This window comes from Candidatus Dormiibacterota bacterium, from assembly GCA_036495095.1.
Taxonomy (GTDB): domain Bacteria; phylum Chloroflexota; class Dormibacteria; order Aeolococcales; family Aeolococcaceae; genus CF-96.
The window spans coordinates 1-20,041 of record DASXNK010000161.1; the positions used below are offsets into that span (position 1 = coordinate 1).

Here is a 20,041-nt window from a genome sequence, read left to right on the forward strand (position 1 = left end):
CGACGGTGCCGGGGTAGGCCCCGAGGATGGTGTCGTGCTTGAGGAGGTGGGCCAGCGTCCTGGGGTCGGTGATGTCGTTCACGGCCACCACCTCGAGGTCGCCGCCACGCTCCTGGAGGGCGCGGTAGACGTTGCGTCCGATGCGCCCGAAGCCGTTGATTCCGATCTTCACGCCCACAACTGTCTCCCTGTATCCCCCCAGCGCGCTGTGATGACAAGTCCGTACGACGAGGGCGTCCTGAGCCTAGCACCCCACCCCCCGTGCTCAGCCTCCCCCACCGGTGGGGTTGGGGTGAGGAAATCCTCAGAGCGGCCGGGCCGACTCGGTGAGCCGGTGGAGCCGGCCGGCCATCGCCGAGCGGCTCACCCCGGCGAGCGCGGCGATCCGCTCCAGGTTGTCCTGGGGGTGGCGCAGGCGGAGCTCGGCGGCCTCGCGGAGGCCCTGGGGCAGCCGCTCCCAGAGTGCGGGGTCGCCGCGGAGGCGCAGCGCCGCCTCCACCTGGCGGACCGCGGCGTCGGCGGTGCGCCGCAGGTTGGCGGTCTCGCCGTTGATGCGGCGATTGACCCCGGCGCGCAGCTCGCGCACCACCCGGCCCTCCTCGTAGCGGAGCCGGCCACCCTGGGCGCCGATGACGCTGAGCGCCGCGCCCACCGCGTCTCCGGCGCGCACCGTCACCATCCAGCGCCCCCGCCGCTCCACCAGGGACGGCTCGACCCCCAGCCGCCGGAATGCGGCACCGAGGCCGGCGGCCGCGTCCGCGGAGCGGCAGACGATCTCGAGGTGGGCGGGCCGCTCCGGGTGGCTGACCGCGCCCCCCGCCATGAACGCGCCCCGGAGCAGGGCCCGGGCACAGCAGGTCCGCGGTGAGACCCGCTCGGTGCTGTCCAGGGCGGGCGGCGGCTCACCATCCACCCGCACCACGTAGCGCACCCGCCGGGCGGTGCGCCGCCGCTCGACGTGGGCCTGGAGCCGGTCGGCGCGGAGCGAGCCCAGCGCGGCGCGGGCGGCCACCGGCCGGGTGGTCACCAGCTCCGCGCCGCCCCGGGGCCCGCCGGGCTCGCCGGCCCACGCCATCCCCACCACCAGGGCGGCCCGGCAGCAGGGCAGCGGGGGGACGTGGGGAGCGAGCTCGGCCACCACCTCGGCGGTGAAGGAGAGGCGGCGCGGCGCCACTCAGCGGCGCCTCATCGAGGGTCGGGGCGCTCGACGTCGCGGTGGCGGAGCGCCACCGTGACCCCGCCGCCGCGCAGCCGCCCGGCGAGCTCGGAGGCGACCACCACCGAGCGGTGCCGGCCCCCGGTGCAGCCCACGGCGACATGGAGGCGGGTCCGCCCCCGCTCGGCCATCGCCGCCATCGTCCAGCGGAGCAGCTGCTCGAGCCGCTCGACGAACTCGGCGCCAGGAGGGTGGTCGAGGACGTGGGCGCGGACCGCCGGGTCGAGCCCGGTCAGCGGGCGCAGGTCGGGCTCCCAGAAGGGGTTGCGGAGCATCCGCGCGTCCACCACCCAGTCGGCCTCGAGCTGGGGGCCGTACTTGAAGCCGAAGGAGGACAGGGTCACGGCGAAGCCGGTGGCGTCGCCGCCCTCGGGGACGATCGCCTCGACGACCCGGCGGCCGAGACCGGCGGGGTCGAGCGCCGAGGTGTCGACGACCACGTCGGCGGCCGCGCGCATCGCCTCCAGCAGCCGCCGCTCCGCGGCCACCGCCGCCGGGCCGGTCCCCGCCCGGGCGCAGGGATGGGGGCGGGTGCTGTCGGCGAGGCGGCGCACCAGCACCTCGTCGCGGGCGTCGAGGAACAGCACCCGCACCCCCGGGGCGGGGACGAAGCCGGCCACCGCCTCGCCCTGGCGGGCGTCGACCACCGCCACCACCGGCGCCTCGCCGCCGCGCAGCGCCCCGGCCAGCTCCACCGGCAGGTTGTCGATGCAGCGGGCCCCGTGCCGCTCCAGGGCGGCGAGCGCGGTGGCCTTCCCGGCGCCGCTGATCCCGGTGAGGATCCAGACCGGCGCCCGCCCCCCCTCGATCTCCACAGCCATGCTCAGATCAGCTCCTTGATGCGCATCGCCACCGAGCGGGGCATCCCCGGCACCGCGGCGATCTCGTCCAGGCTGGCGTCGCGGATGCCCTCGATGCTGCCGAACCGGCGGAGCAGGGCGCGGCGGCGCGCCGGCCCGAGCCCGCTGACGATGTCGAGCCGCGAGCGCAGCGCCTCCTTGCCCCGGCGGGCCCGGTGGCGGGTGATCGCGAAGCGGTGGGCCTCGTCGCGCACCCGCTGCACCAGGAAGAGGGTGGGGCTGTCCGAGGGCAGCACCACGGGATCGGCGCGGCCGGGGAGGAAGAGCTCCTCGTTGCGCTTGGCCAGGCCGGCGATGGGGACGTGGCCGAGCCCGCTCTCCACCAGCACCGCGTGGGCGGCGGCGAGCTGACCCTTGCCGCCATCGACGAGGATCAGGTCGGGGAGGGCGCCGAAGCTGTCGTCGGCGGCGGCGGCGGGGCGGCGCCGCGGCCGCCGGGGACGCTCGCCGTCCTCGGGGGCATCGGCGACCGCGAGCGCGCCCTCCTCCACCACCGGCTCGGCCACCCGGCCGCCGCCGTTGCTCCCCGCGGGGTCGTCGACCGGCACGTCCCCGGCGCCGGCGGCCTGGCCGAGATGGCGGCCGATCCGGCGGCGCAGCGTCTCCTCGATCGACGCGAAGTCGTTGGCGCCCTCGACGGTCCTGATGCCGAAGTGGCGGTAGTGGGCGGGACGGGGACGGCCCTCCTCGAACACCACCATCGACCCCACCGAGTTGGTGCCCATGGTGTTGCTGATGTCGTAGCACTCGATGCGCCGGGGCAGCTCGGGCAGGTCGAGGCGCGCCTGCAGGTCGGCGAGCAGGCCCTCGGTGCGGTCGGCGTCGAAGTCGGCCTCGATCCGGGCCTGGCGCAGCGCCGTCGACGCCGTCTGGGTGGCCTGGTCGACCAGCTCGCGGGCGGCGCCGCGCTGGGGCACGCGCACCTCGACCGGGCCGCCGCGCTGCTCGCTGAGGAACTCCTGGAGGAGGCCGTGCCCGGGCAGCCGCTCGGCCACGACGATGGTCCGCGGCAGGCTCGAGGCGTCGCCGTAGTACTGGCCGATGAAGCTCTCCAGGGCGTCGGCGGCGGTGAGGCCGGCCACGCCCTCGAGGGCGTGGTTCTCCATCGTCGCCACCTTGCCCTCGCGCACCGACAGCACCGTGACCATGCCCCGATTGCCCTCCAGGGCGGCACCCACCACGTCGCGATCGTCGCGCGCCCCGCGCACCATGCGCTGGCGCTCGCGGATGCGGTCGATGGCCCTGAGCCGGTCGCGGGCGCGCGCCGCCGCCTCGTAGTCGAGCCGCTCGGCGGCGCCCTTCATCTGCCCCTTGAGCTGGGCGGTGAGCACCTCGGAGCGCCCCTCCATGAAGAGCTCCACCTCGTCGAGCAGCTCGGCGTAGCCCTCGGCGTCGATGTTCCCCGCGCAGGGGCCGCTGCAGCGGTTGATGTGGTAGTCGAGGCACACCCGGCCGCGGCGGAAGACCTCGTCGCCACAGGTGCGGAACGGGAAGATGGTGCGCAGCGACTTCACCGTGGTGCGCAGCGACTGGGCGCTGGTGTACGGGCCGAAGTAGCGGGCGCCGTCGCGGGCCATCCGCCGGGTGTAATACGGGCGGGGGAACATCGCCGCCCGCGCCGCCGACTCGGCGTCGCCGCGGGGCACCCGCGCCCCCTCCCGCGCCGTCCCCGGGGCGAGCGCGTCGGGGGCGCCGGGCCGCGGGATCTTCAGGTAGAGGTAGTTCTTGTCATCCTTGAGGCGAATGTTGAAGCGCGGGCGGTAGCGCTTGATGAACTCGTTCTCGAGCAGCAGCGCCTCGCGCTCGGTGGTGCAGTGGACCACCTCGAAGTCGAAGATGCGCTCCACCAGCTGGCGGGTGCGCAGCGGGTGGGAGTCGACGCCGCTGAAGTAGGAGCGCAGCCGGTTGCGGAGGCTGGCCGCCTTGCCGACGTAGACCACCCGCGCCTCGAGGTCGCGCATCAGGTAGACGCCCGGCCCCTCGGGCGCCTCCTTCAGCCGCTGGCGGAGCAGCTCGGGGTTGTCGAGGAGGCGGGCGGCGCGTCCCGCGGCGGTGGCCATGACCCCACTGTACCCACGACGCGGGCTAGCTCTCGGCGGCCTCGAGCTCGGCGAGGAAGCCGGCCTCGTCGAGCACCCGCACCCCGAGGCGCTGCGCCTTCTCGAGCTTGCTCCCCGGAGACATGCCCGCGACCAGGGCGTGGGTCTTGCGGCTGACGCTCGAGCCGGGGGTGCCGCCGAGGGCGCGGATCCGCGCCTCGGCCTCGGGACGGGTGAGCCGGTCGAGGGTGCCGGTCAGCACCCAGGTCTGCCCCGTCCACGGCCCGGTCGAGGCCTCGGAGCGCTCCGCCTCCACCCCCACCTCGCCGAGCCGGCGGACCAGCTCCCGCCCCGAGTCGGAGGCGAACCACCCGGCCACGCTGCGCGCCACCACCGGGCCGATGCCCTCCACCGCGAGCAGCTCCTCCTCGCCGGCCGCGCTCAGCGCCTCCAGGGTGCCGAAGTGCACCGCCAGGGTGAGGGCGGTGTGCTCGCCGACGTGGCGGATGCCGAGCGCGTTGACCAGCCGGCCCAGCGGCACCCGCCGCCGGGCGTCGATGCTGCGGAGGAGGTTGTCGGCGGAGCGGTCCGCGAAGCCGTCGAGGGTGAGCAGGGTCGGCTTGTCGAGGCGGAAGAGGTCGGCGGCGTCGGCGAGGTGGCCGCCGTCGACGAGCTGGTCGATGATCGCCTCGCCCAGCCCCTCGATGTTCATGCAGGCGCGCGAGGCGAAGTGGCGGAGCCGCTCGCGCCGCTGCGCCGGGCAGAGCGGGTTGAGGCAGCGGCGCACCACCTCGCCCTCCTCGCGCTCCAGCTCGGCGTCGCAGGCCGGGCAGCGGCCGGGCATCTCCCACGGCTGGGAGCCCTCCGGCCGGCGCTCCAGCAGCGGGCGCACCACCTCGGGGATGACGTCGCCCGCCTTGTGGAGGAGCACCGCGTCGCCGATGCGCACGTCCTTGCGCGCCACCTCGTCCTCGTTGTGGAGGGTGGCCCGGCGCACCGTGGTCCCGGCCACCAGCACCGGCTCGAGCACCGCCACCGGGGTGGCCGCGCCGGTCCGCCCCACCGAGACGATGATGTCGAGGACGGTGGTCTCCACCTCCTCCGGGGGGAACTTGTAGGCGGTGGCCCAGCGGGGCGAGCGGGCCACCGCGCCGAGCTCGCTCTGGAGCTCGAGCGAGGCGACCTTGACGACCACCCCGTCGGTGTCGTAGTCGAGGTCGTGCCGCCGCTCCCGCCACTCCTCGACATAGCCGACGATGCCCTCGACGTCCCCCACCACCCGGCGGTGCGGGTTGGTGGGCAGCCCCAGCCGGTCGAGGGCGTCGAGCACCGCGGCCTGGGTGGAGGCCTCGCCGGGGGGATCGATCGCGTACATGAACGCGCGCAGCCCCCGCCGCGCGGTGATCCGCGGGTCGAGCTGCCGGACCGACCCGGCGGCGGCATTGCGAGGGTTCGCGTAGCGCGGCTTCCCCTGCTCGTCGAGGCCCTCGTTGAGGCGGGCGAACGCGCTCTTGGGCAGGAACACCTCGCCGCGCACCTCGATCTCGGGCGGCACCCCGCCGACGCCGCCGCGCAGCCGGGTGGGGATGGAGCGCACGGTGCGGAGCTGGGCGGTGACGTCCTCCCCCTGGAGGCCGTTGCCGCGGGTGGCGCCGCGCGCCAGCTGGCCGTCGCGATAGGTGAGCGAGACCGCCAGCCCGTCGATCTTCAGCTCGCAGACGTAGGCGTCGACGCTCCCCACCAGCCGCTCGACGCGGCGGACGAACTCCTCGACCTCGTCGGTGCCGAAGGCGTTGGCGAGCGAGAGCATGGCGGTGCGGTGGGCGACCTTGGTGAACGCCTCGACCGGGGCGGCGCCCACCCGCTGGGTCGGCGAGTCCGGCGTCTGCAGCTCGGGATTGAGCTCCTCGAGTGTCTGCAGCTCGCGGAAGAGCCGGTCGTACCCGGCGTCGTCGATCTCCGGCGCGTCGAGGACGTAGTAGCGGTGGGCGTGGTGCTCGACCAGGCGGACCAGCTCGGCGTGGCGGGCGCGGGCGCCGTCGGAGGCCATGGGGCGCGGGTCAGGCGTCGCCGAGCGAGGCGGCGGTTTCCTCCCGCTCCACCGAGTCGAGGATGGAGTGCGCCTGGGCGGCGTCCCAGCCGTCGAGCACCGACAGCAGCCCGGCGAGCGGGGCGACGTGGCGGAGCTGGAGCGCGTCGCCGACCTGGCGGGCGCACACCCCGATGGTGGAGAGCAGGTAGGTGCGCAGCAGTCCCGCGGGCTCGCGCTCGACCGCCAGCGAGTGGACGTGGGCGAGCGCACAGAGGGTCACCCGCGAGGGCTCACGGCTGGCCTCGAAGGCGAGGATGCGGGCCGCCTCGGCGCGCTCCGCCGGGTCGGTGGCGGAGAGCAGCCGCCCGGCGAGCTGGCACTGCGCCCAGCTCAGCGCACCGTAGAGCTCGTCGTGATTGCAGACGATGCAGCCGTAGCGGTGCAGCGGCACCACGTGGAGGAGGCAGCGCCCGTACCTGCGGGCGAGCTCGGTCTCCACCGCCTCGGACGAGGCGGTGGCGGCGTCGAAGGCGAGGATCGCGGTGCGCAGCCGGTCGAGCAGGTCCCGGACCCTCGCCACCTTGGGACGCACCGTGAAGAGCCCCGCCCACCATCCCCCGTCGAGGCTGTCGAGGGCGCGGAGCAGGAACGCGCGCTTGTCCTCGGGCTCGCCCTCCCAGGGGATCTCCTCGAGGGCGATGCTGCCGACCTCGCGGCCGTAGACGCAGATGTCGTGCCAGGCGATCCAGCTGGTGGCGGCGCGCTCGGCCCGGACCCGGGCGCGCCGGGCGGCGCCCACCGCGAGCACGGTGAAGACCTGGGCGATCAGCACCTCGCCGGCCTCGATGGCCCGCGGGGTGCCCCCCTCCGACCAGGTGATCGACGCGGCCATCAGCCCTCCAGCACCTCCAGCGCGGCATCCGCCACGGCGAAGATCTTGACACCGCCGCCGAAGCGGATGACCACCTCCTCGCCGGCGCGGGTCATGGTGCTCTTGAGGATGACGCCCCGCCCGTAGCGGGCGTGGCTCACCCTCATGCCCTCGCGGAAGCGCTGCGGCGCGACCACCACCGGGTTGGGCCGCACCGCGTGGGCGTGGACGGCGGCGCGCAGCGCGCCCGGGGAACGGGGAGCCGCCGGCGCCGCGGCACCGGGGCGCCGCGGCATCTCCAGCAGCTCCTTGGGCAGCTCGTCGAGGAAGCGGGAGGCGGCGGCCATCTGCGGGCTGCCATAGAGGTGCCGCCGGAAGGCGTGGAGCAGGTAGAGGCGGCGCTGCGCGCGGGTGATGCCCACGTAGGTGAGGCGGCGCTCCTCGGCGATGCCGCTCTCCCCCTCCTCGAGGGCGCGGATGTGGGGCAGCAGGCCCTCCTCCATCCCCGCGATGAACACCACCGGGAACTCCAGGCCCTTGACCTGGTGGAGGGTGATCAGGGTCACCCCGGCGGCGGAGGCGTCGAGGCTGTCGACGTCGGCGACCAGTGCCACCTGCTCGAGGAAGCGGGTCAGCCCCTCGGGCGGGGCGACCTCGGCGTGCTCGGCGGCGAGCCCGGCCAGCTCGGTCACGTTGGCCCAGCGCTCCTCCCCCTCGGGGGTGCCGTCACGGAGGGAGTCGCGGTAGCCGCTCTCGGTGAGCACCCGCTCGAGCAGCTCGGGCAGGGGCAGCGCCGTCGCCGCCGCGCGCAGCCCCTCGATCAGCCGCCGGAAGCCCTCGAGCGCCGCGGTCGCGGCGGTGCCGATGCCCTCGGCCTCCTGCAGGGACGCCACCGCCTCGAAGGGGGTCACCCCCCGCCGGCGCGCCAGCCGCTCCACCTCGGCGACGGTCTTGTCGCCGATCTTCCGGCGGGGCACGTTGACGATGCGGCCGAAGGACACGGCGTCGCGCGGGTTGGAGATCAGCCGCAGGTAGGCGAGCACGTCCTTGATCTCGCGCCGCTCGTAGAAGCGCACCCCGCCGACCAGCCGGTAGGGGGTGCCGCGGCGCAGCATCGCGTCCTCGAGCGCGCGGGACTGGGCGTTGGTGCGGTACAGCACCGCGCAGTCGGAGAGCGACACCCCCTCCAGGGCCACCAGGCGGTCGATCTCCGCGCAGATCGTCTGCGCCTCCTCCTGCTCGTCGTACACGGAGATCAGCTGCACCTTCTCGCCCGCCCCCGCGTCGGTCCAGAGCTTCTTGGGGGCGCGGTCGGGGTTGTTGCGGATCACCGCATGGGCGGCGTCGAGGATGCCCTGGGTGGAGCGGTAGTTCTGGTCGAGGGTGACCACCGTCGCGTCGGGATGGTCGCGCTCGAACTCGAGGATGTTGCGCACGTCGGCGCCCCGCCACCCGTAGATGGACTGGTCGTCGTCGCCAACCACTGTCAGGTTGCGGCGGGTCTCGGTGAGCAGGGCGACCATCACGTACTGGGCGTGGTTGGTGTCCTGGTACTCGTCGACGAGGACATGCTTGAAGCGCTCGTTGTAGTGCTCGCGGAGCGGCTCGACGTCGCGGAGCAGCTGCACCGCGCGGAGCAGGAGGTCGTCGAAGTCGAGGGCGCCGGCGGCGTGCATGTCGCGCTCGTAGGCGGTGTAGACCTTCGCCACCTGGGCGCCGAGGTAGCCCCGGGCGTCGGGGGAGCCGGCGTAGGCCGCGGCGTCCATCAGCTCGTTCTTGGCGGCGCTGATGGCGTGGCCGACCTGGCTCGGCGGATAGCGCTTGACGTCGACCCCGGCGGCCTCCGAGGCGCGGCGCAGCGCCACCACCCGATCGGCCTCGTCGTAGATGACGAAGCTGGCCGGAACGCCGATGCTCTCGCCGTCGCGACGGAGCAGTCGGGCGCCGAGGGCGTGGAAGGTGCCGAGCCACATCCCCGAGGCGCTCTCGCCGACCAGCTCCTCGATGCGGGTGCGCATCTCCCGCGCCGCCTTGTTGGTGAAGGTGACGGCGAGGATCTCGGACGGCCTCGCCCGGCCGGTCGCCACCAGGTGGGCGATGCGGCAGGTGAGCACCCGGGTCTTGCCGCTGCCCGCGCCGGCGAAGATCAGCAGCGGGCCGTCGGGCGCCTCGACGGCGCGGCGCTGCGCCTCGTTGAGCCCGTCGAGCAGGTCGCTTGGCACGGTCGACACGGTCACCGCGCCACGCTACCGCAGCCGGCATGCCTCCTGCGGAGGAGGGCCGGTGGACGCGGCCGGACCACGGCGCGGTCACGCACCGGATGTTCGTGCGCGGTGGCAAGATCAACGGAATCCCCATCCTGCCATGACCCCTCTCGAAGAACTGCAAGCCGCCGGGATTCCGGTTACGTGGTCGACGGTGCGTCTCGGTATCGAAGGGCCGGGTACCTCCGGCCCGCAGGTCGATCTGACAGACGTTCGCTCCTGGCTGGAGTCGTCCATGGGCGGGGACGAACCGCCCGAAGGAGCGGTCGACACGCTGGTTGCCATCGACGGAGGCGCGCGGCCATCCGAGGTCCTGTCTCAGCTGCCGCCGGCGCCGACCCCATGGCCTCCCGCCAGCGAGTTGCAGAAGTGGCAATGGGTCATGTTGCAGCGCGAGCTCAGGAGCCTTCCGCTGGACCCGTTCTACGCAGTCCTCGCACTCGCCGATTTCTGGTCGCAGTTCGGGGATATGGAGGGTGCACCGGCACCGACCGGGACCGAGCTCGCGTCGAAGCTGACCGACTCCGACCGCCGGCGATTGGTGGGAAGGCAGGAATCCTGGCTCACGACGACCCGCGAGGCGCTCGCGAAGGACGCATCGGACTGAGGATCGCGAGGACCACCCGCAGGGCGGGGCGGCCGGACGGCCGCCCCGGGCCCAGCTAGTAGTCCATGTCCTCCATGCCGCCCATGCCGCCCATGCCGCCCATCCCGCCCATGCCGTAGTCCTCGACCGGGCTGGGGCTGTGACCCTCGCCGCCACCGGGCATCTCGAGGGAGGGCTCGGGGATCGGCGCGTCGGCGATGAGCACCTCGGTGGTCAGCACCATGATCGCGATCGAGGCCGCATTGACCAGGCAGCTGCGCACCACCTTGGTGGGGTCGACGATGCCGCGCTCGACGAGGTCGCCGTACTCCAGCGCCCGGGCGTCGAAGCCCTGGTTGGCGGGCAGCTCGGCCACCTTGAAGACCACCACCGCGCCCTCGAGGCCGGCGTTGTCGGCGATCACCCGCAGCGGGGCGGTGAGGGCGGCGCGGACGATGCGGATGCCGGTGAGCTCGTCGCCCTCGGCCTCGAGCGCGGAGACCGCCTCGTCGGCGCGGAGCAGCGCGACGCCGCCGCCGACCACGATGCCCTCCTCGACGGCCGCCCGGGTGGCGGCGAGCGCGTCCTCGACGCGCGCCTTGCGCTCCTTCAGCTCGACCTCGGTGGCCGCGCCGACGCGGATCACGGCGACCCCGCCGCTGAGCCGGGCGACCCGCTCCTCGAGCTTCTCCCGGTCCCACTGCGAGTCGGTCTCCTCGATCTGCGCCTTGATCTCGGCGACGCGCGCCCCGATCGCGGCCGGATCGCCCGCACCCTCGATCACCGTGGTGGTGTCCTTGGTCACGACCACGCGGCGGCAGCGGCCGAGCATCTCGAGGGTGGTCTTGTCGAGCTTGAAGCCACGGTCCTCGGTGACCACGGTGGCACCGGTGAGGACGGCGAGGTCCTCGAGCAGCTGCTTGCGGCGGTCGCCGAACCCGGGCGCCTTGACCGCGACGGTGATCATGGTGCCGCGGAGCTTGTTGACGATCAGGGTGGCGAGCGCCTCGCCCTCGACGTCCTCGGCGATGATCAGCAGCGGCCGGCGGGTCTGGACCACCCGCTCGAGCACCGGGAGGAGCTCGGCGACGGTCTTGACCTTGCGGTCGGTGATCAGGATGAAGGGCTCGTCGAGAGCGGCCTCCATCGCCTGCTGGTCGGTGACGAAGTGGGGGGAGATGTAGCCGCGGTCGAACTGCATGCCCTCGACCACCTCGACCTCGGTCTCCATCGCGTGGCCTTCCTCGACGGTGGTGACACCGGAGGTCCCGATCCTGTCGAAGGCGTCGGCGATGAGGCCGCCGATCTTCTCGTCGGAGGCGCTGATCGAGGCGACCCGGCGGATGTCCTCGCGGCCGCTCACCGGGATCGAGTGGTTCTTGACGTGGTCGACGGCGGCCGCGACGGCGCGGTTGATGCCGGTGCGCATCGCGATCGGCTCGGCGCCGGCGGCGAGGTTGCGCAGCCCCTCGTTGATCATCACTGAGGCCAGCACCGTGGCCGTGGTGGTGCCGTCGCCGGCGAGGTCGTTGGTCCTGACCGCGACCTCCTTGACCAGCTGGGCGCCCATGTTCGCGTAGGGGTCGCCGAGCTCGATGTCGCGGGCGATGGTCACGCCGTCGTTGGTGACGGTGGGCGCCCCGAACTTCTTGTCGAGAAGCACGTTGCGGCCGGCCGGTCCGAGGGTGATGGACACGGTCTGGGCGAGCGCGGCCGCGCCCCGACGCAGGGCGTCACGCGCCTCGTCCTGGTAGATGAGCCGCTTGGGCGTCTCGAAGGCCATGCCTGTCTAACCTCAGCGAGGGGGGGATGGCGCCGCCGGGCGGCGCGGCCCCCGGGTCGCCCCGGGCCGCACCGCCTGCAGGCGTCCTAGTTCTTCTTGCCGTTCGCGACGATGGCGAGGATGTCCTTCTCGGAGAGGATCAGGTAGTCGACCTCCTCGACCTTGACCTCGCTCCCGGCGTACTTGGCGTAGATCACGCGGTCACCGACCTTCACGTCGAGCTCGACGCGCTTGCCCGCATGCTCGTTGTAGCGTCCGGTGCCGACAGCCTCCACGGTGCCCTCCTGGGGCTTCTCCTTGGCGGTGTCCGGCAGCACGATGCCGCTCTTGGTGACCTCCTCGCGCTCGAGGGGCTTGACGACGACACGGTCGGCGAGGGGACGAAGATTCACGGCCACAGGTTCCTGACCTCCTCCGGACAGCACTTAGCACTCGTCAGCAGAGACTGCTAACACTCTACCGGAGGGAGTGCCAGTGGGGCAAGCCGCGGGGCTCGCCGCGCAGGACCGGAAGCGATCTCGCGTTCTCTCAATCAGCGGCAGCCGCGCGATCGTGTCCGGCGACCGGTCGCCGCTCGGAGCCGGGGGTGCGCACCTCCCGCCCGGCCTCCCGAGTACCCGTGCGCGGAGATGGCCACGATGTCCGTCCTCCAGCTCCAGGACCTGGGTCCGTCGACCGAGCCGAGCATGTCCCCCGACGGCCGCTGGGCCTGGGACGGCGCTCAGTGGCGGCCGCTCTTCACCGCGGAGCCGCGGGTGAGGAGGGTCTCCTATCTCCGCATGACCGCGATCAGCCTGCTGGCGAGCTTCGCCGGCTGCCTGGGCGCCGTCTACATGTGGGAGATCGTCGTCCTCCACTACCTCCGGGGCATCCTCGGCATCCCGATGCCGTGATCCCGGCCGCTCAGCTCCCCACCACGGAGAGCAGGCGATCGGTCCCGTAGGCGAGCAGGAAGCCGACCAGCAGCCCGACCATGGCGAGGTCGTGGCTGCCGAGCTTGCGGCCGGCGTGCTGCAGCTCGCCGATCACGTAGACGATCGCGCCCGCGGCCAGCGCCAGGAAGAGCACCGAGAGGGCGACGCTGGTGAACTGGAAGCCGAGCATCGTGCCCACCAGGGTGGGGCCGCCGCCGATCAGGCCGAGCATCCCCAGCAGCCGCCACGACGGCCGCATGCTCGCGATCGGGCCACAGATGCCGAAGCCCTCGGTGATGTTGTGGAGTCCGAAGCCGATCACCAGCACCCAGAGCAGGTTCTGCTGGTAGCTGCCGGCATGGGCGGCCTGGCCGATGGCCAGGCCCTCGGAGAAGTTGTGGAGGCCGATGCCGACGGCGATGAAGAGGGCGACGCGCACCGCCGGCGCCAGCGGCTCACGCCGCGCCCGGGTGCCCGCGCCCACCGCGGCGGCGGCCATCGCGCCCGGCCCGCTGGGCAGCGGGACGGTCCTCTTCCGTTTGCGCAGCCGCTCGAAGGCGACCAGGCTCAGCATCCCCACCGTCAGGCCGGCGGCGAGCAGGAACCCGTAGCCGATGCCCACGGCGCGGTTCTCGGCGAGCGCGGCGTCGATCTGCGCGGTGGCGTTCTTGATGATGTCGAAGAAGAGGAAGAGCAGGACCCCGACCGAGGCGGCGTTGAGCACCGCCAGCCGGTTGACGGTGGGCCGGCTGCGGGCGATCGGCAGCCCGATGAAGATCGTGAACCCCGCGACGGCACCCAGGCCCGCGGTGGCGGCGAAGTTCATGGCGGACACCTCCTCCTCGCTCCCGCCCGGTGCGGATCCCTCACCCCGAAACCTGGCCTTAGGCCAGCCTAAGTCAAGCGAGGCTTTAGGCTAGCCTAAACGCGGCGGAGACGTCCAGCGGCAGATTCATCCGGCGGCGGCGGGCTGATCAACCCACCGGCCCCTACGCGTACTCGTCGAGGCCGGGGTCGACGCCGAATCCGGCCTCGTCGCCGACCCGCTGCAGCCGGTGCCAGCCGGCGGCGCCGATCATCGCGGCGTTGTCGCCGCAGAGCGAGAGCGGCGGCACCACGATCCGCAGCCCGCCGAGCCGCCTGCTCACCGCGCCCCGCAGCGCCTGGTTGGCTGCCACACCGCCGACCACGGTCACCCGCTCGGCGCCGGTCTGCTCGACCGCCGCCTCCAGCCCGTCGACGAGCTGGTCGATCGCGGCCGCCTGGAACGAGGCGGCGAGGGCGGCGACCACCGCCGGGTCGGCGGGGGTGCCCCGGTCGGTGAGCCCGCCGGCGCCGAGGTCGCGCACCGCGTAGCGCACCGCCGTCTTCAGCCCGCTGTACGAGAAGGCGCCCTCCAGGCGGGTGCGGGGCAGGGGAAAGCGCGCCGGGTCGCCCTCGCGCGCCGCCCGCTCCACCGCCGGACCGCCGGGATACGGGAGCCCGAGCAGCCGCGCCACCTTGTCGAAGGCCTCGCCGACGGCGTCGTCGCGGGTGCGCGCGAGCCGCACCGCCTCGCCGTGGTCGCGGAGCAGCACGCACTCGGTGTGCCCGCCGCTGGCCACCAGCGCGAGGTAGGGGGGCTCGAAGCCGGGCTCCGCCAGCCAGGCGCTGTAGACGTGGCCGGCGAGGTGCGAGACCCCGGCCACCGGCAGCCCCCGGGCCAGCCCCGCCGCCTGGGCCCAGGAGGCGCCCACCACCAGGCAGCCGACCAGGCCCGGCCCGCGGGTGACACCGATCGCGTCGACGTCGTCCCATCCCCCGGGCAGGGCGGCCAGCGCCTCGGCGACGGTGGGACCGATCGCCTCGAGGTGGGCGCGGGCGGCGAGCTCGGGCACCACACCGCCGTGGGGGGCGTGGAGGGCGATCTGCGAGGCGACCACCGAGGAGACGATCTCGCGGCCGTCGCGGAGGACCGCTGCCGCGGTCTCGTCACAGCTGGTCTCGACGGCGAGGAGGTTCAGGGCTACCCCTGCGGATAGTCGGGCAGGGGGGTGCCGTTCAGCCCGGAGACGTCGACGCTCCCCAGCATGGTCACGAAGTTCCGCTTGAACGCGGGGGCGTGGATGCTGTCGCTCCACATGATGATCGCGTCCTCGCCGTTGTCGGTGTAGTAGCCGCGGCGGCGGCCGATGACCTTGAAGCCGAAGGCCTCGTAGAGGCGGATGGCGTGGTCGTTGCTGTTCCGGACCTCGAGGGTGATCCAGCGCGCCCCGAGCACGTAGGCGCGCTGCACCAGGGCGGCGAAGAGCGCCCGGCCGAGGCCGCGGTGCTGGTCACGGGCGCGGACCCCGATGGTGGTGACGTGGGCCTCGTCGCCGACCTTCCAGAGGCCGCCGTAGCCGACGATGTCGCCCTCCCGGCGGAGCACGATGTAGGAGGCCTGGCGGTTCTGCGAGAGCTCGCGGTGATAGGCGTTCTTCGGCCACGGCGTGAGGAAGATCTCGCGCTCGATCGCCTGCACCTGCGCGATGTCCTCCTCGCGCATGCGCTCGATGACCAGACCGGGAATGACCTGCATCTGCTCGCTGATCTGCGACTGACCCTGGAAGCACTATACCCGGCGCACCTCCGCAGGACCCCACGGATCGACGTAGTCCGCGCGCAATCCGGCGGCGGCCAGCGGCGGGGTGGCGAGCGCCTGCGCGGCGGCGGCGGCGAGCGCCCGGAGCGGGTCGCCGGCCAGCGCGCCGAGCGGCGGCGGATCGTCGAGGGTCACCGCGACCGTCCCCTCCGGGAGCCGGACGTCCGCGATCGCCTCCCGCCGCGCCGGCTCCAGCGGCTCCCAGCCGCCCCCCTCGCGGCGGTGCCGGGCGAGGTGCACCCCGCCCCGGCCGGCGGCGGCGACGGCGACCACCTCGACGGCCCCGGGCGGGGCGGCGAAGGCGACGACCTGGAGGGCGCCGGCCCCGTGGAGGGGCAGCGCCAGCGCCTGGGCGACCCCGAGCGCGGCCGCCATCCCGGCGCGCAGGCCGGTGTACGACCCCGGCCCGGTGACCGCGACCACCGCCTCGGGCGGGTGCCGGAGCATCTCCCGGAGCAGCGCCGGCAGGGCGCTGTCGAGGGCCGTGCCCGGCTCCACCCGGCCGTCGAGGAGGGCGCCGCCGGCGTCCGCGACCGCCACCACCAGCCGGCCGCGCGCCGAGCTGTCGATCGCCAGCACCCTCACCCGGGCACGCTCGGGGCGGTGGCGGCGAAGGCCTCGAGCAGCCGCGCCGGGGCGGCGGGGTCGATGGCGATCTCGCGCCGCTGCGTCCCCCGCTCCTCGAGGCTGAGGTGCACCGGGTCGAGCCCGGAGAGGTCGCCGAGCTCGGCCCACTCGATGGCGACGGCGCCCTCGTCGAGCAGCCACTCGAGGTCGAGGCCACGGAGGTCGGCGCCCTCTCCGAGGCGGTAGAGGTCGATGTGGTGGAGGGTGATCCGGCCGCCGCGGTAGACGTGGTGGAGGACGAAGGTGGGGCTCCGCACCGCCTCGGGCGGCACTCCCAGCCCGGTGGCGAGGCCACGCACCAGCCGGGTCTTGCCGGCGCCGAGGTCGCCGTGGAGGGCGATCAGGTCGCCCGGCCGCAGCGCCGCGGCGAGCCCGGCCCCGAGCGCCTCGGTGGCGGCGTCGCCATCGGTGACCCGCCGCGGCCAGCCGGAGGTGGGACGGGGCGGCTGGCTCATGAGAAGTGGCGGGACTGTACCGGCGGCGGGGTCCGCGGCGCGCCCCCCTCGACCAGGCCGACCCCGGCGCCTTCGCGGAGCACCCCGACCTCGGTGAGCGGCGCCAGCCCGGCCGGCCATCCGGCGATCACCCGGGCGAGCACCTCGGCGGGGGCGGCGACCAGCAGCTCGAAGTCCTCGCCGCCGCCGAGGGCGAGCTCGCGCCAGTCCTCGGGGAAGGCCTCGCGGAGGCCGGGAGCGAGGGGCAGCGCCTCGGCGACGATCTCGGCCCGGCAGCCGCTGGCGGCGGCGGTGCGCCCGGCGTCGACGAGCAGCCCGTCGCTGAGGTCGCCGGCGCAGCGCACCCCGAGCGCCGCCAGCCGCCGTCCCTCGGCGACCCGGGCGCGGGGGCCCAGCTGGGCGTCGAGCCAGCCGCGCACCCGCTCCGGCGCCGCCCCGGCGGGAGCGCCCCCGGACAGCACCCGCAGCCCGGCGGCGGCGCCGCCCAGGCTGCCGGTCACCGCGAGCCGGTCGCCGGCGCGGCCGCGGTCGCGGCGGAGGACGCGTTCGGGCTCGACCCAGCCGCCGGCGCAGACGTCGACGACCAGCGGGCCGCGGATGCCGCTGAGGTCGCCGCCGACCAGGCTGCAGCCCTGTTCCGCCGCCGCCTCGCGCAGCCCCAGGGCGAGGGCGAGCACGTCGTCGAGGAGGGTGGCGGCGGGGGCGCAGACGGTGGCGGTGCACCACGCCGGCACCGCCCCCATCGCGGCGAGGTCGCTGAGCGCCACCTCGAGGCAGCGGCGGCCGAGCCGGTGCGGGGTGATCCACTCGCGGCGGAAGTCCTCGCCCTCGACGAGCGCGTCCTGGCTGACCACCACCGCCATCCCCGCCGGCGGCTGCCACACCGCGGCGTCGTCCCCGGGGCCGACGAGCACGCCCTCGCCGGCGGTGCCGCCCGCGACCAGGCGCGACAGCACCCCGTCCTCCCCCACCTCGCCGAGGGTCGGCCCCGGCTCGTCGAAGCGGCGCTCCCGCAGCCAGGCGGTCAGGAGCCGACCGTGCCCGGGCGCGGGCTCGAGGCCACCGCCTCCAGGCTGATCGAGGCCCGGCCGGCGAGGTGGGCGCGGCGGCCGGCGGCGACCGCCTCGGCGAAGGCGCGGGCCATCTCCGGGGGGTTCTGGGCGCGGGCGATGGCGGTGTTCACCAGCACCGCGGCGGCGCCCCACTCCAGGCAGCGGGCCGCCTCGCTGGGCACGCCCAACCCGGCGTCGATCACCACCGGCACCGAGACCCGCTCGATGATCAGCTTGATGTTGAGCGGGTTCTGGATGCCGAGGGTGGTGCCGATCGGGGCCGCGCCGGGCATCACCGCGGCGGCTCCCGCCTCCTCGAGGCGGAGCGCCAGGACCACGTCGTCGCTGCAGTAGGGCAGCACCGTGAAGCCGTCCTCCACCAGCGCCCGGGTGGCCTCGAGGGTGCCGACGGGATCGGGGAGCAGGGTGCGCTCGTCGCCGATCACCTCCACCTTGATGAGGTCGCTGAGGCTGGCCGCCCGGGCGAGGTGGGCGAGGCGCACCGCCTGGGCGACGGTGGTCGCGCCGGCGGTGTTGGGGAGCAGGGTGTAGCCGCGGAGGTCGATCTCCTCGAGCTCGTTGCGGCCGCCGCCGTCGAGGGCGAGCCGGCGGATGGCGAGGGTGATCATCTGCGGCCGCGCCGCCTCCAGGCACTCGCGCAGCACCGCGTCGGAGGGGAAGCGGCCGGTGCCGTGGATGAGGCGGTTCTCGAGGACGGCGCCGCCGATCTCCAGGCGGTCGGCGGCGGGGGTGGTCACGGCCATGTCGGCACCTCTGAGAATGGACGGCGGCCGCCTAGCCGCCGCCGACGAGCTGGACGATCTCGACCTCGTCGCCGGCGCCGAGCACGGCGGACTCGTGGTCGCCGGCGCGCAGCACCCGGCGGTTGTGCTCCACCACCACCCGGCGGGGCTCGATCCCGAGCCGCTGGAGGAGCGCGGCCAGGGTGCTGCCGGGGTCGACCTCGGCGGGGTCGCCGTTGAGGGTGATGGGGACGCTCACGCGGCCACCGCGGAGCACACCGAGGCGTGGAGGTCGCGGGCGGCCGCGGTGGGGTCGGCGGCGGCGCTCACCGCGCGCACCACCGCCACCGAGCGTGCCCCCGCGGCCAGCACCGCGGCCACGGTGGCGGCGTCGACCCCGCCGATCGCCACCCAGGGGATGCGCAGCCCGGCGGCGGCGACCGCGCCCACCAGCTCGAGGCCGACGGCGGGGCGCCCGGGCTTGGTGGGGGTGGCCCACACCGGTCCGACGCCGATGTAGTCGGCGCCCTCGGCCTGGGCGGCGAGCGCCTGGCCGAGCGAGTGGGTGGAGCGGCCCACCAGCCCCGCGGGCCAGAGCCGGCGGGCGGCCGCCACGGGCAGGTCGTCCTGGCCGAGGTGGACGCCGTCGGCGCCCGCGGCCATGGCGATGTCGAGCCGGTCGTTGACCACCAGGAGGGTGTCGCCACCGGGGGTGACGATCTCCCGGCAGCGCTCGGCGAGGCGCAGGGTGAGCCGCGCCTCCTCGCCCTTGCGGCGCAGCTGCACCACCTCGGCGCCGGCGTCACAGGCGGCCCGCACCGTCGCCAGCACCCGCTCCGGCGGGTCGGTCGCGGCGGTGATCACGTACAGGCGCACCCGCGCGAGGCGCTCGGCGGCGGCGGTGCGGTCGGTGGTGTGCTCGGGGATGACGGACACAGGGTCAGGCCGATGATACGCGGTCGGCTCGCTCCAACCGCGGCACCGGAACGGCGCCGGCGACGTGCAGCTCCCCCAGCTGCAGGGCCTCGCCGCAGGCGTCGCAGCGGAGCACCGGCTCGAGCGCCGCACCGCAGGCGGGATGGCTGACCCGAACCGGCGGGCCCGCGGCGGTCGGCATCCAGCGGTCCGCCCACCGGGCCATCAGCATCATCACCGGGAAGAAGGCCAGGCCCTTCTCGGTGAGGCGGTACTCGTGGATGCCGGCCCGCACCCCCGAGGGCGCGCGCCGCAGCACCCCCAGCTCGACCAGGAGGCGCAGCCGCTGGGTCAGCAGCGTCGGCGGCACCCCGAGGTCGCGCTGGAACTCGATGAAGCGGCGGGTGCGCAGGAAGGCGGCGGCGAGCATCACCGTGATCCAGCGGTCGCCGAGCAGCGCGATGGTCTCGGCGAAGGGCGGCGCCGGGCCCGAGGGCGCGCCGCCGTGGCGGGAGCGCCGCCACGGCCGGGGCGGCGCGTTGCATTCGACGGCGACGCCCGGAGACCGCTCCGCCGCGGTGTCGTGGGCGCTGACCGCGGTGCCGCAGGCAGCGCAGGCGAGCCGCGGCCGGACCGGGCTGCCGCAGCGGTCGTGGACGAGGTCGGGAGGGGTCGCCGCCCCGCCGCTCCCCCAGCGCCGCTCCCAGCCCCAGATCGCGACCAGCAGCGACCAGAGCTCGAGGCCGGCCTCGGTGAGCAGGTACTCGTGCCGCTCCGGCGCGGTGCGGTAGGGGACGCGGCGGAGGATGCCGGCGCCGACCAGGTCGCGGAGCCGCCGGGCGAGCACCGGGTCGGAGATGCCGAGCGAGTCGCGCCAGCCGCCGAAGCGGCGGGTGCACCGCAGGAAGGCGTCGCGGAGGATGAGCAGCGTCCAGCGGTCGCCGAGCACCCCGATGGCCCGCCCGATGGAACTGGCGCCCGCGTCGCCACCGTCCTGCGTCGAGGCGACCGGCGGCGGCGGCATGGTCAGGCCAGACTACATCGACCGTCGGTGGCGGGCC

General features: G+C 74.8%; 21 protein-coding genes. 2 read left to right on the forward strand and 19 right to left on the reverse strand.

From position 1 onward, the window contains the following. The 7 genes from VGL20_16525 to VGL20_16555 all read right to left on the reverse strand — a co-directional run. Positions 1–178: glyceraldehyde 3-phosphate dehydrogenase NAD-binding domain-containing protein (locus VGL20_16525; GenBank protein HEY2705288.1), on the reverse strand; the 178-nt coding region annotated here is incomplete at its 3' end. A 126-nt stretch (positions 179–304) separates the two neighbouring features. Continuing rightward, positions 305–1,174, reverse strand: a complete 870-nt coding sequence (gene whiA / locus VGL20_16530; protein HEY2705289.1) for a DNA-binding protein WhiA — start codon at positions 1,172–1,174, stop codon at positions 305–307. A gap of 11 nt (positions 1,175–1,185) precedes the next feature. After that, entirely contained in the window at positions 1,186–2,037 is an 852-nt protein-coding gene (locus VGL20_16535; protein ID HEY2705290.1) for an RNase adapter RapZ, read from the reverse strand. Between the two features lie 2 nt (positions 2,038–2,039). Then, positions 2,040–4,136, reverse strand: coding sequence for an excinuclease ABC subunit UvrC (gene uvrC, locus VGL20_16540; GenBank protein HEY2705291.1), 2,097 nt, complete (start codon positions 4,134–4,136; stop codon positions 2,040–2,042). A 25-nt stretch (positions 4,137–4,161) separates the two neighbouring features. Continuing rightward, on the reverse strand, positions 4,162–6,165 hold the full coding sequence (gene ligA / locus VGL20_16545) for an NAD-dependent DNA ligase LigA (protein ID HEY2705292.1): 2,004 nt from the start codon (positions 6,163–6,165) through the stop codon (positions 4,162–4,164). A 10-nt stretch (positions 6,166–6,175) separates the two neighbouring features. Beyond that, positions 6,176–7,039: a hypothetical protein gene (locus VGL20_16550; GenBank protein HEY2705293.1), complete on the reverse strand. Its 864-nt coding sequence runs from the start codon at positions 7,037–7,039 to the stop codon at positions 6,176–6,178. Then, a complete protein-coding gene (locus VGL20_16555) occupies positions 7,039–9,255 on the reverse strand; it encodes a UvrD-helicase domain-containing protein (protein HEY2705294.1) in 2,217 nt (738 codons plus the stop codon). The genes VGL20_16550 and VGL20_16555 overlap by 1 nt, the downstream gene beginning before the upstream one ends. Before the next feature lie 127 nt (positions 9,256–9,382). Here VGL20_16555 and VGL20_16560 point away from each other — a divergent pair, with 127 nt between their 5' ends. Further along, on the forward strand, positions 9,383–9,889 hold the full coding sequence (locus VGL20_16560; protein ID HEY2705295.1) for a hypothetical protein: 507 nt from the start codon (positions 9,383–9,385) through the stop codon (positions 9,887–9,889). A 55-nt stretch (positions 9,890–9,944) separates the two neighbouring features. Here the strand turns inward: VGL20_16560 and groL are convergent, their stop codons facing one another. Further along, positions 9,945–11,651 (reverse strand): chaperonin GroEL, encoded by a 1,707-nt coding sequence (groL, locus tag VGL20_16565; GenBank protein ID HEY2705296.1) that lies wholly within the window; start codon positions 11,649–11,651, stop codon positions 9,945–9,947. A gap of 86 nt (positions 11,652–11,737) precedes the next feature. After that, positions 11,738–12,043 (reverse strand): co-chaperone GroES, encoded by a 306-nt coding sequence (gene groES / locus VGL20_16570; GenBank protein ID HEY2705297.1) that lies wholly within the window; start codon positions 12,041–12,043, stop codon positions 11,738–11,740. Positions 12,044–12,289: 246 nt separating this feature from the next. On the opposite strand from groES, the gene VGL20_16575 reads away from it, so the two are divergent. Then, entirely contained in the window at positions 12,290–12,544 is a 255-nt protein-coding gene (locus tag VGL20_16575) for a hypothetical protein (protein ID HEY2705298.1), read from the forward strand. 10 nt (positions 12,545–12,554) lie between these two features. On the opposite strand, the gene VGL20_16580 is transcribed toward VGL20_16575, so the two are convergent. From VGL20_16580 to VGL20_16625, 10 genes are all read right to left on the reverse strand, one after another. Further along, entirely contained in the window at positions 12,555–13,391 is an 837-nt protein-coding gene (locus VGL20_16580) for a ZIP family metal transporter (GenBank protein HEY2705299.1), read from the reverse strand. A gap of 163 nt (positions 13,392–13,554) precedes the next feature. After that, the gene (tsaD, locus tag VGL20_16585) at positions 13,555–14,568 is read right to left on the reverse strand and encodes a tRNA (adenosine(37)-N6)-threonylcarbamoyltransferase complex transferase subunit TsaD (GenBank protein HEY2705300.1); all 1,014 of its coding nucleotides are present in this window, start codon (positions 14,566–14,568) and stop codon (positions 13,555–13,557) included. A gap of 2 nt (positions 14,569–14,570) precedes the next feature. Next, positions 14,571–15,125, reverse strand: coding sequence for a ribosomal protein S18-alanine N-acetyltransferase (gene rimI / locus VGL20_16590; GenBank protein HEY2705301.1), 555 nt, complete (start codon positions 15,123–15,125; stop codon positions 14,571–14,573). 33 nt (positions 15,126–15,158) lie between these two features. Continuing rightward, positions 15,159–15,773: a tRNA (adenosine(37)-N6)-threonylcarbamoyltransferase complex dimerization subunit type 1 TsaB gene (tsaB, locus tag VGL20_16595; GenBank protein ID HEY2705302.1), complete on the reverse strand. Its 615-nt coding sequence runs from the start codon at positions 15,771–15,773 to the stop codon at positions 15,159–15,161. Beyond that, the gene (gene tsaE, locus VGL20_16600; GenBank protein HEY2705303.1) at positions 15,770–16,270 is read right to left on the reverse strand and encodes a tRNA (adenosine(37)-N6)-threonylcarbamoyltransferase complex ATPase subunit type 1 TsaE; all 501 of its coding nucleotides are present in this window, start codon (positions 16,268–16,270) and stop codon (positions 15,770–15,772) included. The genes tsaB and tsaE overlap by 4 nt, the downstream gene beginning before the upstream one ends. Continuing rightward, positions 16,267–17,226: a thiamine-phosphate kinase gene (gene thiL / locus VGL20_16605; GenBank protein ID HEY2705304.1), complete on the reverse strand. Its 960-nt coding sequence runs from the start codon at positions 17,224–17,226 to the stop codon at positions 16,267–16,269. Before thiL ends, tsaE begins: the two co-directional genes overlap by 4 nt. A gap of 68 nt (positions 17,227–17,294) precedes the next feature. After that, the gene (locus VGL20_16610) at positions 17,295–18,086 is read right to left on the reverse strand and encodes a thiazole synthase (protein ID HEY2705305.1); all 792 of its coding nucleotides are present in this window, start codon (positions 18,084–18,086) and stop codon (positions 17,295–17,297) included. 31 nt (positions 18,087–18,117) lie between these two features. After that, positions 18,118–18,324 (reverse strand): sulfur carrier protein ThiS, encoded by a 207-nt coding sequence (gene thiS / locus VGL20_16615; GenBank protein ID HEY2705306.1) that lies wholly within the window; start codon positions 18,322–18,324, stop codon positions 18,118–18,120. Continuing rightward, positions 18,321–19,001, reverse strand: coding sequence for a thiamine phosphate synthase (thiE, locus tag VGL20_16620; GenBank protein HEY2705307.1), 681 nt, complete (start codon positions 18,999–19,001; stop codon positions 18,321–18,323). The genes thiS and thiE overlap by 4 nt, the downstream gene beginning before the upstream one ends. A gap of 4 nt (positions 19,002–19,005) precedes the next feature. Beyond that, positions 19,006–20,004, reverse strand: coding sequence for a helix-turn-helix domain-containing protein (locus VGL20_16625; GenBank protein ID HEY2705308.1), 999 nt, complete (start codon positions 20,002–20,004; stop codon positions 19,006–19,008). Positions 20,005–20,041 lie beyond the last annotated feature (37 nt).

Bases quoted from the DNA above. Each gene is read 5' to 3' on its own strand.
- VGL20_16535 (HEY2705290.1), bottom strand. From the start codon at position 2,037: ATGGCTGTGGAGATCGAGGGGGGGCGGGCGCCGGTCTGGATCCTCACC.
- VGL20_16575 (HEY2705298.1), top strand. From the start codon at position 12,290: ATGTCCGTCCTCCAGCTCCAGGACCTGGGTCCGTCGACCGAGCCGAGC.
- VGL20_16580 (HEY2705299.1), bottom strand. From the start codon at position 13,391: ATGAACTTCGCCGCCACCGCGGGCCTGGGTGCCGTCGCGGGGTTCACG.
- VGL20_16610 (HEY2705305.1), bottom strand. From the start codon at position 18,086: ATGGCCGTGACCACCCCCGCCGCCGACCGCCTGGAGATCGGCGGCGCC.
- uvrC (HEY2705291.1), bottom strand. From the start codon at position 4,136: ATGGCCACCGCCGCGGGACGCGCCGCCCGCCTCCTCGACAACCCCGAG.
- ligA (HEY2705292.1), bottom strand. From the start codon at position 6,165: ATGGCCTCCGACGGCGCCCGCGCCCGCCACGCCGAGCTGGTCCGCCTG.
- rimI (HEY2705301.1), bottom strand. From the start codon at position 15,125: ATGCAGGTCATTCCCGGTCTGGTCATCGAGCGCATGCGCGAGGAGGAC.
- VGL20_16625 (HEY2705308.1), bottom strand. From the start codon at position 20,004: ATGCCGCCGCCGCCGGTCGCCTCGACGCAGGACGGTGGCGACGCGGGC.
- groL (HEY2705296.1), bottom strand. From the start codon at position 11,651: ATGGCCTTCGAGACGCCCAAGCGGCTCATCTACCAGGACGAGGCGCGT.
- VGL20_16560 (HEY2705295.1), top strand. From the start codon at position 9,383: ATGACCCCTCTCGAAGAACTGCAAGCCGCCGGGATTCCGGTTACGTGG.
- VGL20_16550 (HEY2705293.1), bottom strand. From the start codon at position 7,039: ATGGCCGCGTCGATCACCTGGTCGGAGGGGGGCACCCCGCGGGCCATC.
- tsaE (HEY2705303.1), bottom strand. From the start codon at position 16,270: ATGAGCCAGCCGCCCCGTCCCACCTCCGGCTGGCCGCGGCGGGTCACC.